Here is a 12,757-nt window from a genome sequence, read left to right as displayed (position 1 = left end):
TCATCTACTCCAGACACGCCAACGCGGGAGCAAGCTCCCGCGTGGCGGATCATCCGGCGCAGCTCACGCCACGACCGGCTGGAGCGGCAGGCAGCAGCCGCACCCGGCGACTCGCTGCATTTCCCACATCCTTGTGGGTCACAAGCTTGCGCTTACTTGTTTTCCTTGACCTCTTCGAACTCGGCATCGACCGCGTCATCGGCCGAACCGTTGTCGGCGCCGGCACCTTGAGCGGCAGCTTCTGGCTGCGGCTGTTCGGCGTACATCTTCTGCGCCAGCGGCGTGGTCGCCTCGGACAGAGCGGCCATTTTCGCCTCGATGGCCGCCTTGTCGTCACCCTTCACCGCGACTTCCAGCTCACCGAGAATCTTCTCGATAGCCGCTTTCTCGTCCGCGGTAGCCTTGTCGCCCGCCTCGACGAGCATCTTGCGAGTCGCATGCACCAGTTGATCACCCTGGTTGCGCGCGGTCGCCAGCTCTTCGAACTTGCGATCTTCCTCGGCATTCGCTTCGGCGTCGCGGACCATCTGCTCGATTTCTTCCTCGGACAGACCGGAGTTGGCCTTGATCACGATGGACTGAGTCTTGCCAGTCGCCTTGTCTTTCGCGCCCACGTGCAGGATGCCGTTGGCGTCGATGTCGAAGGTCACTTCGATCTGCGGCACGCCACGCGGAGCCGGCGGAATCTCGGCCAGATCGAACTTGCCCAGCGACTTGTTCTGCGAGGCCTGCTTGCGCTCGCCCTGCAGCACATGGATGGTCACGGCGCTCTGGTTGTCGTCGGCAGTGGAGAACACCTGAGACTTCTTGGTCGGGATGGTGGTGTTCTTCTCGATCAGCGCGGTCATCACCCCACCCATGGTCTCGATACCCAGGGTCAGCGGCGACACGTCGAGCAGCAACACATCCTTGACGTCACCAGCCAGTACCGCGCCCTGAATGGCGGCGCCCATGGCCACGGCTTCGTCCGGGTTGACGTCCTTGCGCGCTTCCTTGCCGAAGAACTCGGTTACCAGCTTCTGCACCAACGGCATGCGAGTCTGACCACCGACCAGGATCACGTCGTGAATCGCGCCGACGTCGATACCGGCGTCTTTCATGGCGATACGGCATGGCTCGATGGTGCGCTGCACCAGGTCTTCCACCAGCGACTCCAACTTGGCGCGGGAAATCTTCACGTTGAGGTGCTTCGGCCCGGTGGCGTCGGCAGTGATGTAGGGCAGGTTGACGTCGGTCTGCTGACTGGAGGACAGCTCGATCTTGGCTTTTTCAGCGGCCTCTTTCAGGCGCTGCATGGCCAGCGGGTCACCCTTGAGGTTCATACCGCTTTCTTTCTTGAATTCGTCGACCAGGTAGTCGATCAGGCGAATGTCGAAGTCCTCACCACCGAGGAAGGTGTCGCCGTTGGTGGCCAACACCTCGAACTGGTGCTCGCCATCGACTTCGGCGATTTCGATCACCGAGATATCGAAAGTACCGCCACCCAGGTCATAGACGATCACGGTGTGGTCGCCCTTGGCCTTATCCATGCCATAAGCCAGGGCCGCTGCAGTCGGCTCGTTGATGATCCGCTTGACATCCAGACCGGCGATACGACCGGCATCCTTGGTGGCCTGACGCTGGCTGTCGTTGAAGTAGGCCGGGACGGTGATGACCGCCTCGGTTACCGGCTCGCCGAGATAGTCTTCGGCGGTTTTCTTCATTTTCTTCAGAATTTCAGCGGAAATCTGCGGAGGGGCCATCTTCTGGCCATTAACCTCAACCCAGGCATCGCTGTTGTCCGCCTTGACGATCTTGTACGGGACCATCTGGATGTCTTTCTGCACGACGTCTTCGTCGAAGCGGCGACCGATCAAACGCTTCACCGCGTACAGGGTGTTGTGCGGATTGGTTACAGCCTGACGCTTGGCCGACTGACCCACCAGAATCTCGCCATCATTGGCATAGGCAATGATCGACGGCGTAGTGCGCGCGCCTTCGGCGTTTTCAATAACCTTGACGTTGCCGTTTTCCAAAATGGAGACGCACGAGTTGGTGGTCCCCAGGTCAATACCGATAATCTTGCCCATGTTCACTCTCCTGAAACTTTAATATTCCCGACGCTGCGCTGTGTCAGTCGCGGTAGCTCTAAAACGCTTGACTCATAAATGGGGTCGGCGCGGCGGATTTCAAGCCTGCTCATCGATCGATGGCGACGCTGCGGCCGGCGCCTTGCTCACCACGACCATGGCCGGACGCAACAGGCGACCATTGAGCAAGTAACCCTTCTGAAACACCTTGAGCACGCTGTTCGGCTCAACCTCGGCGCTTTCCTGCATGGCCATGGCCTGATGGTGTTCCGGATTGAACGGGGCACCATGCGGATCGACCGCCTCGATCTGATAACGCTTGAGGGTGTCCTGAAGCAGCTTGAGGGTCAGCTCCATGCCCTCACGCACCGCCTGGATCGACGTGTCGTCCGGGCTCGACAGCTCGAGGCCGCGCTCCAGACTGTCGACCACCGGCAGCAGGTCGTTGGCGAATTTTTCCAGGGCGAACTTATGCGCCTTCTCCACGTCGTGCTCGGCGCGACGACGCACGTTCTGCAAGTCAGCCGCCATCCGCAGCGTGTGATCCTGCGCAGCAGCCAACTCCTCCTCCAGCACCTGGATGCGCGCATCCAACTCATCGCCGCCAGCCGTTTCGGCCTCTGCAACAACGTCTGGAAGCTGGGTATCTTGGTTCTGTTCGTCGGCCATGCGTTTCTCCTCTAAAAATTCGACGCGAGCCTCAACTCACGTGCCTGCCGCCTATATGGGGTCAAATTCTCTCGCTTCAAGGGCACACAGAGGATTGTCAGCCCACAAATAAACACTGTATAAATAACCAGACTTTAGGCTTGGGAGGCCTCGCCATGCTGGTACACCTGTCCGTACACAACTACGCCATCGTTGAACACCTGGACCTCGAACTGGATCGCGGCATGAGCGTGATCAGTGGCGAAACCGGAGCCGGCAAATCGATCATGCTCGACGCCCTCGGCCTGACCCTGGGCGACCGGGCGGACAGCGGCGTGGTGCGCCCCGGCGCCGACAAAGCGGACATCCTCGCCAGCTTCGACCTGAGCGGTATTCCCGAAGCCCGCGCCTGGCTCGCCGAGCGCGACCTGGACAACGACGGCCCGTGCATCCTGCGTCGAGTGATCACCGCCGAAGGTCGTTCGCGCGGCTACATCAACGGCTCACCCTGCCCCCAGGGCGACCTCAAGGCACTGGGCGAGCTGCTGATCGACATTCACAGCCAGCACGAACACCAGTCCCTGCTGAAGGCCGAGACCCACCGCCGCTTGCTCGACGAGTACGCCGGCAGCCAGGAACTGGCGCGCCAGGTACAGCTCGCCGCGCAGCGCTGGAAACAGACCAAGAACGAGCTGGAGCGCCTATCCAGTCAAGGCGACGAACAGCGCGCCCGTCATCAGTTGCTCAGCTATCAGCTCGAAGAGCTCGACAACCTGGCGCTCGGCGAAAACGAACTGGAACAGCTGGAGCAAGAACACAAGAACCTGACCAACGCCGAAAGCCTGCTCAGCGCCTGCCGCCTGGTAATCGAACAGTGCAGCGAGAACGATGCCGGCAACGTGCTCTCCGCCCTGACCGGCAGCCTCAACCGCCTGGGTGCCTTCCAGGGCCAGCCCGGTGCCTTGAGCGAGGCGACCAACCTGCTGGCCAGCGCGCAGATCCAGGTTGAAGAAGCGGTCGGCGAACTCAACCGCTTTCTCGACCATTTCGACGCCGATCCCGAGCGTCTGCAGCAGATGGAAGAACGCCTGGACGCGATCTACACCCTGGCCCGCAAGCACCGCATCCAGCCGAGCGAATTGACGGCCATGCAGCAGCAGCTGTTCGAGGAACTGGAAAGCCTCAATGCCGACGACCAGGCGGTCGAACGCCTGAGCGATGAACTGGCATCCTTTGCCCGCCACTACCAGGAAAAAGCCGGCGAACTGAGCGCCCTGCGCAACGCTGCCGCGAGCACGCTGGCCACCGCGGTCGAGCAGGAGATGCAAAGCCTGGGCATGCCGGGCGGACGCTTCAGTATCAAGCTAAGCCCGAATAACAGCAGCGAGCCGCACCCCAACGGCCTGGAGCAGCTGGAATTTCTGGTCAGCGCCAACCCCGGCCAACCGTTGAAAACCCTGGCCAAGGTCGCCTCGGGCGGCGAGCTGTCACGCATCAGCCTGGCAATTCAGGTGATCACCGCACAGACCTCACGGGTGCCGACGCTGGTGTTCGACGAGGTCGATGTCGGCATTGGCGGCCCGACCGCCGAAGTGGTTGGCCAGCTGCTGCGCCGTCTCGGCGATCGCGGCCAGGTATTGACCGTGACCCACCTGCCGCAAGTCGCCGCCCAGGGCCATCAGCACTTATTCGTGCATAAGTTGCGCGGCAACGATGCCACCCGCACCGCAGTGAGCAAACTGGACAGTGCTCAGCGCGTCGAAGAAATCGCCCGCATGCTCGGCGGCGTCGACCTGACCGAGGAGTCCCTGGCGCATGCCAGGCAGATGGTCGGCAGCGCTCAAGCCTGACAGACCGCTGCCTCAGAACAGAAAGTCACGCCCACTAAAAAGGCGACCCTCGGGTCGCCTTTTCGCTGCTGCAGCTGCGCACTTATTTTTTCTTGCGCACGTAGAGCACCAAATTGTGATCCACCAACTCGAAGCCGTGCTCGCCCACGATCTCGCGCTGACGCTTTTCGATTTCGGGATCGAAGAACTCGATGACCTCGCCCGAATCGACACAAACCATGTGGTCGTGGTGGCCACTGTCGGCCAACTCAAACACCGCATGACCGCCATCGAAGTTGTGCCGCACCACCAGGCCCGCGGCCTCGAACTGCGTCAATACCCGATATACCGTGGCCAAACCGACGTCTTCGCCCGCCTCCATCAGTGACTTGTAAACTTCCTCTGCGCTCATGTGCCGCTGCTCCGCGGAGTCGAGCATCTGCAGAATTTTGACCCGTGGCAGGGTCACTTTCAGGCCAGCCTTGCGTAGTTCGCTATTTTCAACCATGGTCTGCTTTCTCGTGGAAGCGGTTTCGCAGCTTCCCTTATTACGGGTATGATCCGGGTTTACGTTGCCCAGCCAAGATAGTGGAAGTCACCCTCCGATGCAAAAAACCAAGCTCCTGCTGACCAGCCTCTCCTTCATGGGGCTCATCGCACTCGCCGGTTGTTCATTCCCCGGGGTTTATAAAATCGACATCCAACAGGGCAATGTCGTGACGCAAGACATGATAGACCAGTTGCGACCTGGAATGACCCGGCGCCAAGTGCGGTTTATCATGGGCAATCCACTGCTGACCGACACCTTCCACGCCAATCGCTGGGACTACCTGTACAGCATGCAGCCGGGCGGTCGCCAACGCCTGCAAGAACGTGTCAGCCTGACCTTCGACGCCAACGATCAACTGGCCGGTCTGGCCGGCGATTTCTTGCCCGGCGTGAGCCGCGACCAGGCGATCCTTGGCGAAGATGTGGACAACCTGAGCACACCGCAGACCAGCCAACCGCCACAGGTGGAAGACAAGCCCGCGCCAGGCTCCCTGCTGGAGCAGATTCAGCGCGACGTGGACAGCGTCGAAGCGGTACCGGTGCCGACCCCTGAGCCGCTGGACACCGCTCCACAGTAAGACTGCCTGAATATTCAAGCAGCGCTAAAAAAGCCCGGACTCGTCCGGGCTTTTTTGTGCATCACCTGCGCCGCTTAGGCCCCTTCTGCGTCTGCCTTGGCTTGCGCCGCCCGGGCTGCACGCTGCTTACGCACCTCTTTAGGGTCGGCAATCAGGGGCCGATAGATCTCCACTCGCTCACCGTCTTCGAGCACGCGCTCCTGCGGCTTGGCCACGGCCTTGCCGAATATTCCCAAGGGACTGCTGGACAGGTCCAGGCCGGGGAAGTGCGCCGCCATGCCAGACTGCTCGGCCGCCTGACGCACAGTGGTGCCGTAGGGCAGACTCAGACGCAGAAGTTTCTGCTTGTCCGCCAGGGCATAGACCACCTCAACCACAATATTTTTGTTATCCATACAACTCTTTCGCCCTTTGACAGAAGGCATCCACCAAGGTGTTCGCTGCCTGATTGAATAGAGGCCCGAGCGTCGCCCGTACCAAAGGTCCGGCGTAGTCGAAGGTCAGATCCAGACTGATCTTGCAGGCCTTATCGCCCAGCGCCTTGAACTCCCAGCGGCCATGCAACTGCTTGAACGGCCCCTGCTCCAGATTCAACTCGATCGATTGCCCCGGCACCAAGGTATTACAGGTCACGAAGCGCTGTTGCAAGCCGCCCTTGGCCACGGCCAGACTCGCGCGCATCTGCGTTTCGCTGACCTCCAGCACCTCGCTGGCCGAACACCAGGGCAGAAACGCCGGATAACCCGCCACATCATTGACCAGATCGAAGAGTGCCTGCGCCGGATAGGGCAGCAAGGCGGAGCGATGAATATGCGTACTCATAAGTCGGCGGCTTTATCCAACAGGTTATCTGCAATCATTTGCTCAGCTCTGCAACGAAGACGATCAATACGCCAATCGGCGCCACCACACGCACCAACCAATACACCAGGCCGAACAGCAGCGGATGTCCAATCGCCAACTCATCGCGCACCACTTCGCGCTTGAGCACCCAGCCGGCGAACAAGGCGAAGGCGAGGCCACCCAAGGGCAGGAGTATGCGGCTGGTCAGGTAATCGATGCTGTCGAAGAAGTTCCGCCCGCCTTCGGCGCCCCACTGGTACAGATGAAAGCCATCGTCGCCAAACACGAAGAACTTGGCTTCGGCGCCGACATTGAAAGACAACACCGTACCCATGCCGATCAGCCAGCAGATAAAGGCGAGCACGGCAGTAACCCGAACACGGCTATGACCGCTACGCTCGACGAAATAAGCCACCGCAGGCTCAAGCATGGAGATCGACGAACTCCAGGCCGCCACCGCCACCAACACGAAAAACACCAACCCCATCAACTGGCCGAAGGCGATGTTGCCGAAGGCGATCGGCAGGGTGACGAACATCAGTCCCGGACCACCGCCAGGCTCCAGGCCGGCGGCAAACACGATGGGGAACAGCGCCAAGCCAGCGGTCAAGGCCACCAGCGTATCGAGCAGACCGACCGCCAGCACGGTCGCGCCAATGGAGGCCTTCTTCGGCATATAGGCGCCGTACACCATGATCGAGCCGACCCCCACGCTCAGGGTGAAGAAGGCATGCCCCATGGCCGCCAGGATGCCGCCCTGCACCTTGCTCGGATCGAAGTGGAAGAGAAAATCGAAACCCTGCATGAAGTGCCCGGTGGTCAGGCTATAGCCGAGCAGCACCAGCAACAGCACGAACAACAGCGGCATCATGATGCGCAGACTGCGCTCCAGCCCCGCGACCACACCACGGGCGATAACCAGGCCGGTACCGAGCATGAACAGGCTATGCCACAGGGTTAGGCGCCAGGGATCAGCGGTCAACTCGCCGAAAGCCGCACCCGCACCGTCGCCACTGATACCGGCGAAGTCACCGCGACCCATGCCGAGGATATAGTCCAGCGACCAACCGGCCACCACGCTATAGAAGGACAGAATCAGCAGTGCAGCAACCATGCCCATCTGCGCCGCCAGGGACCAGCGCCGCGATGACCCCGCCTCGATCGCCAGGCTTTTCATGGCATTCACCGGACTCTGCCGACCACGACGACCGATCAGGGTTTCCGCCAGCATGATCGGCACCCCGACCAAGGCGATGCACAGCAGGTACATGACCACGAATGCGCCGCCGCCATACACCCCGGTCATGTAGGGGAATTTCCAGATATTGCCCAAGCCAACAGCCGAGCCCGTCGCAGCGAGGACAAATACCCAGCGACTGGCCCAGACGCCGTGAATCGAGACCTTATCGTTCGCCATGTGTGGCTAGCCTGCTCTGCTTGCAAAAAGAGCGCGCATTGTCGGGGATAAGCCCGGGCGGCTCAAGCATCGCCGGGACCCACGCCCCTCCGAACGCTGCCAGGCAATCGGCCAATTTGCCCTTCACCGCACATAGCGTCCGCGTCTGCGACTCCCTATAATGCGCGCCCTATGGCTAAACAAAAGAAACACCCAGAAGGCACAATCGCGCAGAACAAAAAGGCGCTGCACGACTACTTCGTCGAACACAAGTTCGAGGCGGGCCTGGTCCTGTCCGGCTGGGAAGTGAAGAGCATGCGCGCCAGCAAGGTGCAGTTGGTCGACAGCTATGTATTGCTGAAAGACGATGAAGCCTGGCTGATGGGCTGCCACATCACCCCATTGAAAACTGCCAGCACCCACGTGATCGCCGATCCGATCCGCACGCGCAAGCTGCTGCTGAACAAGCGCGAGCTGGAAAAGCTGTTCGGCGCCGTCCAGCAGAAAGGCTACACCTGCGTGGCCCTGTCGATTTACTGGAAGCAGCACCTGGTCAAGTGCGAGATCGCCCTGGCCAAGGGCAAGAAGGACTTCGACAAGCGCCACACCGAGAAAGAACGCGACGCCGACCGTGAAGTCCAGCGCGCCATGCGCACCAAGGGCAAGGACGACTGACGCCACCCGCCGGGCTTAAGCCACCCGGCGCCAGGCCGATTGCCCGGCTCGCGCGGCAGCCGCAACAGCCAGCCCGCTCACCTCAAGTCTGACTGCGGCGCTGCGCCCGCGCCATGCGCTGCGCCTCCTGCTGCACCTCGGCCAGGACCTCCTGCACGTAGTCGATATGCCGGTTGGACAGCTCCCGCGCCTGCTCGGCCCGCCCCTCGACAATCGCCTCATACAACGCTCGATGCTGACCGATCAGCATGTCGCGGGTCTCGTCGCGCTGGGCATACATGCCGCCAATGTTGGTCACCACGTTGCGCTTGAGCAGGTCGAACAAGCCGCGAATGGTGTGCAGCAACACCGCGTTATGGCTGGCCTCGGCAATGGCCAGGTGAAAGCGCGCGTCGGCTGCGCCCTCCTCGGCACGGGTGACCTTACCGCTGCGGCTGTAGCAATCCTGAAGCGCCGCGAAGGCCTCCGCCAGACGCTGACGATCCAGTTCCGTGGCGCGCTGCGCGGCGTAATAGGCGCAGGAGCCTTCCAGGGTGTGACGAAACTCCAGCAGGTCGCGCTGCGCCTCCGGATTGCTTTCCAGCAGGTGCAACAACGGATCGCTGAAGGTCGAGCCGAGCGACTCGGCGACGTAGTTACCGCCGCCCTGGCGACTGACCAACAGCCCTTTGGCCGCGAGCTTCTGGATCGCCTCACGCAACGAGGGACGCGAGACGCCGAAGCGCTCCGCCAACTCGCGCTCGGCCGGTAACCGCTCACCGGCTTTCAAGGTGCCTTCGAGGATCATGGTTTCCAGCTGCGCGACGATATCGTCCGACAAACGGCGCGAGCGCACCTGACCTACTTCCATAACCCGACCTCCACTGGTTTGACCACCTGGGATGCACTTATCAGCCCCTTGTAGAGCAAGCCTATAGCCTGCCTGACGACCATACAAGCAAGCACTCTGCGACCAAAGTCGTAAGCCTGCTGATTGACAGCCACAAGCCTGCACTTTTAACCTTAGCCCGGCACTTTGTAAATTGGTATTACCAATTTAGTCATCCTTAAAACAATTCCAAGACGCCGATGAGGTCTCTCCATGCTGGTTACACGCAAACCATTCGCCGCACCGCCACACCCGCATCCCACCCTGCGCGCTGCGCGCCGCTGGAGAGCCTGACATGTCATCTGGTCTTCTCGCCCTGCTCGCCTTCTCCCCCATTCTGCTCGCCGCCATTCTGCTGATTGGCCTGCGCTGGCCGGCCAAACATGCCATGCCCCTGGTTTACCTGCTGACTGCCGCCGTGGGGTTGCTCGCCTGGGACATGAGTTTCAACCGGGTACTGGCCTCCACCCTGCAAGGGTTGTTGATCACCCTCGGCCTGCTGTGGATCATCTTCGGCGCCATTCTGTTGCTCAACACCCTCAAGCACTCTGGCGGCATCACCGCGATCCGCGCGGGCTTCGCCACGATCAGCCCGGATCGACGCATTCAGGCGATTATCATTGCCTGGCTGTTCGGCTGCTTTATCGAAGGGGCCTCGGGCTTCGGTACACCAGCGGCCATTGCCGCACCACTGCTGGTGGCCATCGGCTTCCCGGCCATGGCCGCGGTGCTGATGGGCATGCTGGTGCAGAGCACGCCGGTGTCCTTCGGCGCCGTGGGCACGCCGATCATCGTCGGGGTCAACACCGGCCTCGACTCGGCGACGATCGGCGCACAGCTGGTTGAACACGGCTCCTCCTGGGGGCAATTCCTGCAACTGATCACCAGCGAAGTCGCCATCGTCCACGCCATCGTCGGCACCGTGATGCCCCTGGTGATGGCAATGATGCTGACCCGCTTCTTCGGTCGGGAAAAAAGCTGGAAGGCGGGATTGCAAGTGCTGCCCTTCGCGATCTTTGCCGGTCTGGCCTTTACCGTGCCTTACGCCCTCACCGGCGTGTTCCTCGGCCCGGAATTCCCCTCACTGGCAGGCGGCTTGATCGGCCTGGCGATTGTCACCAGCGCCGCACGCTTCGGTTTTCTGGCGCCGAAAACCACCTGGGACTTCGCACCCGCCAAGGACTGGCCGAGCGAGTGGCTGGGTACCGTGGAAATGAAACTCGACCAGCTCACCGCCAAGCCGATGAGTGCCCTGCGCGCCTGGCTGCCCTACGTACTGGTCGGTGTGGTGCTGGTGATCAGCCGCGTCGTGCCGGAAGTCACTGCCGCACTGAAAGCCGTGGTGCTGAATTTCCCCGACTTGCTGGGTGAGGTCGGCGTCAGCGCCAACTTCCAACCGCTGTACCTGCCGGGTGGCATTCTGGTTGCCGTGGTTCTCGCGACGTTCTTCCTGCATGGCATGAAGGTTCGCGAATTGGCTACGGCGGTGAGAGAGTCCTCCCGGGTATTGCTCAGCGCCGGCTTCGTCCTGCTGTTCACCGTGCCGATGGTGCGCATCCTGATCAACTCGGGCGTCAACCACGCCGAACTCGCCAGCATGCCGATCCTGATGGCACGCTGGGTGGCCGACAGCGTCGGCGGCATTTACCCGCTGCTGGCCCCGAGTATCGGTGCGCTGGGCGCTTTTATCGCCGGTTCCAACACCGTCAGCAACATGATGTTCAGCCAGTTCCAGTTCGGCGTGGCCAACACCTTGGGCATCTCCAGCGCGCTGATCGTCGCAGTGCAAGCCGTTGGCGCGGCGGCCGGCAATATGGTCGCCATCCACAACGTGGTGGCAGCCTCGGCCACGGTCGGCCTGCTGGGTCGCGAAGGCAGCACCCTGCGCAAGACCATCTGGCCTACCCTGTATTACGTGCTGTTCACCGGGCTGATTGCCCTGTTCGCCATCTACGTCTTGGGTGTCAGCGATCCCTTGAACGGCGGCTGACCCCTGCGCCAGTGCGCCCCGGCATCTGCGGGGTGCACGCCATTTGTACCCAGACAGCTCGGCTATCTCACCGCGCAAGGCACCGCACCCTAGGCGCGATCCGCCTTGCCCTGACCTACCTGAGCCTTTTTCTGATCCCGGGTGAATCCAATGATCATTTCTGCCTCCACCGACTACCGCGCCGCGGCGCAACGCAAACTGCCACCGTTCCTGTTCCACTACCTCGACGGCGGCGCCTATGCCGAACACACCCTCAAGCGCAACGTCGCGGATCTGGCCGAGGTTGCCTTGCGCCAGCGCGTGCTCCGAGACATGTCCGAGTTGAGCCTGGAAACCCGCCTGTTCAATGAGACCCTGGCGATGCCGGTAGCATTGGCGCCGGTCGGCCTGGCCGGCATGTACGCGCGCCGCGGCGAAGTGCAGGCAGCCAGGGCGGCCGCGGCCAAGGGCATCCCCTTCACCCTGTCCACCGTGTCGGTGTGCCCGATCGAAGAGGTGGCGCCGGCCATCGACCGGCCGATGTGGTTTCAGCTCTATGTGCTGAAAGACCGCGGTTTCATGAAGAACGCGCTGGAACGGGCCAAGGCCGCCGGCGTCACCACCCTGGTGTTCACCGTGGACATGCCGGTGCCCGGCGCCCGCTACCGCGATGCCCACTCAGGCATGAGCGGGCCCAACGCGCCGTTGCGCCGGTTCCTGCAAGCCATGACCCACCCGAGCTGGGCCTGGGACGTTGGCCTGCACGGCCGCCCCCATGACCTGGGCAATATCTCCGCCTACCGCGGCAACCGCACCGGGCTGGCCGACTACATCGGCTGGCTGGGCGCCAACTTCGACCCGTCGATCTCATGGCAGGACCTGGAGTGGATTCGCGAGTTCTGGGACGGCCCGATGGTGATCAAGGGCATTCTCGATCCGCAGGACGCCAGGGACGCGGTGAGCTTTGGTGCAGACGGCATCGTGGTGTCCAACCACGGTGGTCGCCAACTCGATGGCGTGTTGTCCAGCGCCCGCGCCCTGCCGGCCATCGCCGACGCGGTCAAGGGCGAGCTGGCGATCCTCGCCGACTCGGGCATCCGCACCGGCCTGGATGTGGTGCGCATGCTCGCCCTCGGCGCCGACAGCGTGCTGCTCGGCCGCGCTTATATCTACGCGCTGGCCACAGCGGGCGGCGCCGGGGTGAGCAACCTGCTGGAGTTGATCGAGAAAGAGATGCGGGTGGCCATGGTGCTGACCGGCGCCAAATCGATCGGCGAGATCAGCGCCGATTCGCTGGCACGCGAACTGAACCACACAGCCCCCTGACCTCTGG

12 protein-coding genes are annotated in these 12,757 nt (G+C 62.0%); 5 read left to right on the top strand and 7 right to left on the bottom strand.

Features of this window, described 5'->3' with window-relative positions; genetic code table 11:
• Positions 1 to 152: 152 nt before the first annotated feature.
• Together dnaK and grpE are read right to left on the bottom strand one after the other, a co-directional pair.
• On the bottom strand, positions 153 to 2,069 hold the full coding sequence (gene dnaK / locus FBY03_RS05080; protein WP_147171110.1) for a molecular chaperone DnaK: 1,917 nt from the start codon (positions 2,067 to 2,069) through the stop codon (positions 153 to 155).
• Positions 2,070 to 2,168: 99 nt separating this feature from the next.
• A complete protein-coding gene (gene grpE / locus FBY03_RS05075) occupies positions 2,169 to 2,738 on the bottom strand; it encodes a nucleotide exchange factor GrpE (protein WP_147171109.1) in 570 nt (189 codons plus the stop codon).
• A gap of 155 nt (positions 2,739 to 2,893) precedes the next feature.
• Here grpE and recN point away from each other — a divergent pair, with 155 nt between their 5' ends.
• Complete coding sequence (recN, locus tag FBY03_RS05070) at positions 2,894 to 4,567, top strand: DNA repair protein RecN (protein WP_147171108.1); 1,674 nt, start codon at positions 2,894 to 2,896, stop codon at positions 4,565 to 4,567.
• An 82-nt stretch (positions 4,568 to 4,649) separates the two neighbouring features.
• On the opposite strand, the gene fur is transcribed toward recN, so the two are convergent.
• Entirely contained in the window at positions 4,650 to 5,054 is a 405-nt protein-coding gene (gene fur, locus FBY03_RS05065; RefSeq protein WP_147171107.1) for a ferric iron uptake transcriptional regulator, read from the bottom strand.
• A gap of 97 nt (positions 5,055 to 5,151) precedes the next feature.
• On the opposite strand from fur, the gene FBY03_RS05060 reads away from it, so the two are divergent.
• The gene (locus tag FBY03_RS05060; RefSeq protein ID WP_147171106.1) at positions 5,152 to 5,673 is read left to right on the top strand and encodes an outer membrane protein assembly factor BamE; all 522 of its coding nucleotides are present in this window, start codon (positions 5,152 to 5,154) and stop codon (positions 5,671 to 5,673) included.
• Between the two features lie 74 nt (positions 5,674 to 5,747).
• Here the strand turns inward: FBY03_RS05060 and FBY03_RS05055 are convergent, their stop codons facing one another.
• Genes FBY03_RS05055 through FBY03_RS05045 form a run of 3 tightly spaced genes read right to left on the bottom strand, consistent with a single transcriptional unit; the run spans position 5,748 to position 7,933 of the window.
• Positions 5,748 to 6,068, bottom strand: coding sequence for an RnfH family protein (locus tag FBY03_RS05055; protein ID WP_147171105.1), 321 nt, complete (start codon positions 6,066 to 6,068; stop codon positions 5,748 to 5,750).
• A complete protein-coding gene (locus FBY03_RS05050; RefSeq protein WP_147171104.1) occupies positions 6,061 to 6,495 on the bottom strand; it encodes a type II toxin-antitoxin system RatA family toxin in 435 nt (144 codons plus the stop codon). The genes FBY03_RS05055 and FBY03_RS05050 overlap by 8 nt, the downstream gene beginning before the upstream one ends.
• A 34-nt stretch (positions 6,496 to 6,529) precedes the next feature.
• Entirely contained in the window at positions 6,530 to 7,933 is a 1,404-nt protein-coding gene (locus FBY03_RS05045) for a sodium-dependent transporter (protein ID WP_147171103.1), read from the bottom strand.
• A gap of 171 nt (positions 7,934 to 8,104) precedes the next feature.
• Between FBY03_RS05045 and smpB the strand changes: the two genes are divergently transcribed.
• Positions 8,105 to 8,587, top strand: coding sequence for an SsrA-binding protein SmpB (smpB, locus tag FBY03_RS05040; protein ID WP_147171102.1), 483 nt, complete (start codon positions 8,105 to 8,107; stop codon positions 8,585 to 8,587).
• A gap of 82 nt (positions 8,588 to 8,669) precedes the next feature.
• On the opposite strand, the gene FBY03_RS05035 is transcribed toward smpB, so the two are convergent.
• A complete protein-coding gene (locus FBY03_RS05035; RefSeq protein ID WP_147171101.1) occupies positions 8,670 to 9,437 on the bottom strand; it encodes an FCD domain-containing protein in 768 nt (255 codons plus the stop codon).
• A 313-nt stretch (positions 9,438 to 9,750) separates the two neighbouring features.
• Here FBY03_RS05035 and FBY03_RS05030 point away from each other — a divergent pair, with 313 nt between their 5' ends.
• Both FBY03_RS05030 and lldD read left to right on the top strand, forming a co-directional pair.
• Positions 9,751 to 11,445: an L-lactate permease gene (locus tag FBY03_RS05030; RefSeq protein ID WP_147171100.1), complete on the top strand. Its 1,695-nt coding sequence runs from the start codon at positions 9,751 to 9,753 to the stop codon at positions 11,443 to 11,445.
• Positions 11,446 to 11,595: 150 nt separating this feature from the next.
• Positions 11,596 to 12,750: an FMN-dependent L-lactate dehydrogenase LldD gene (gene lldD / locus FBY03_RS05025; protein ID WP_147171099.1), complete on the top strand. Its 1,155-nt coding sequence runs from the start codon at positions 11,596 to 11,598 to the stop codon at positions 12,748 to 12,750.
• Positions 12,751 to 12,757 lie beyond the last annotated feature (7 nt).

The organism is Pseudomonas sp. SJZ079 (assembly GCF_007993865.1).
GTDB lineage: Bacteria > Pseudomonadota > Gammaproteobacteria > Pseudomonadales > Pseudomonadaceae > Aquipseudomonas.
Note: the sequence above shows the minus strand (reverse complement) of the source record. Positions and strands in the feature narration are given on the sequence as shown.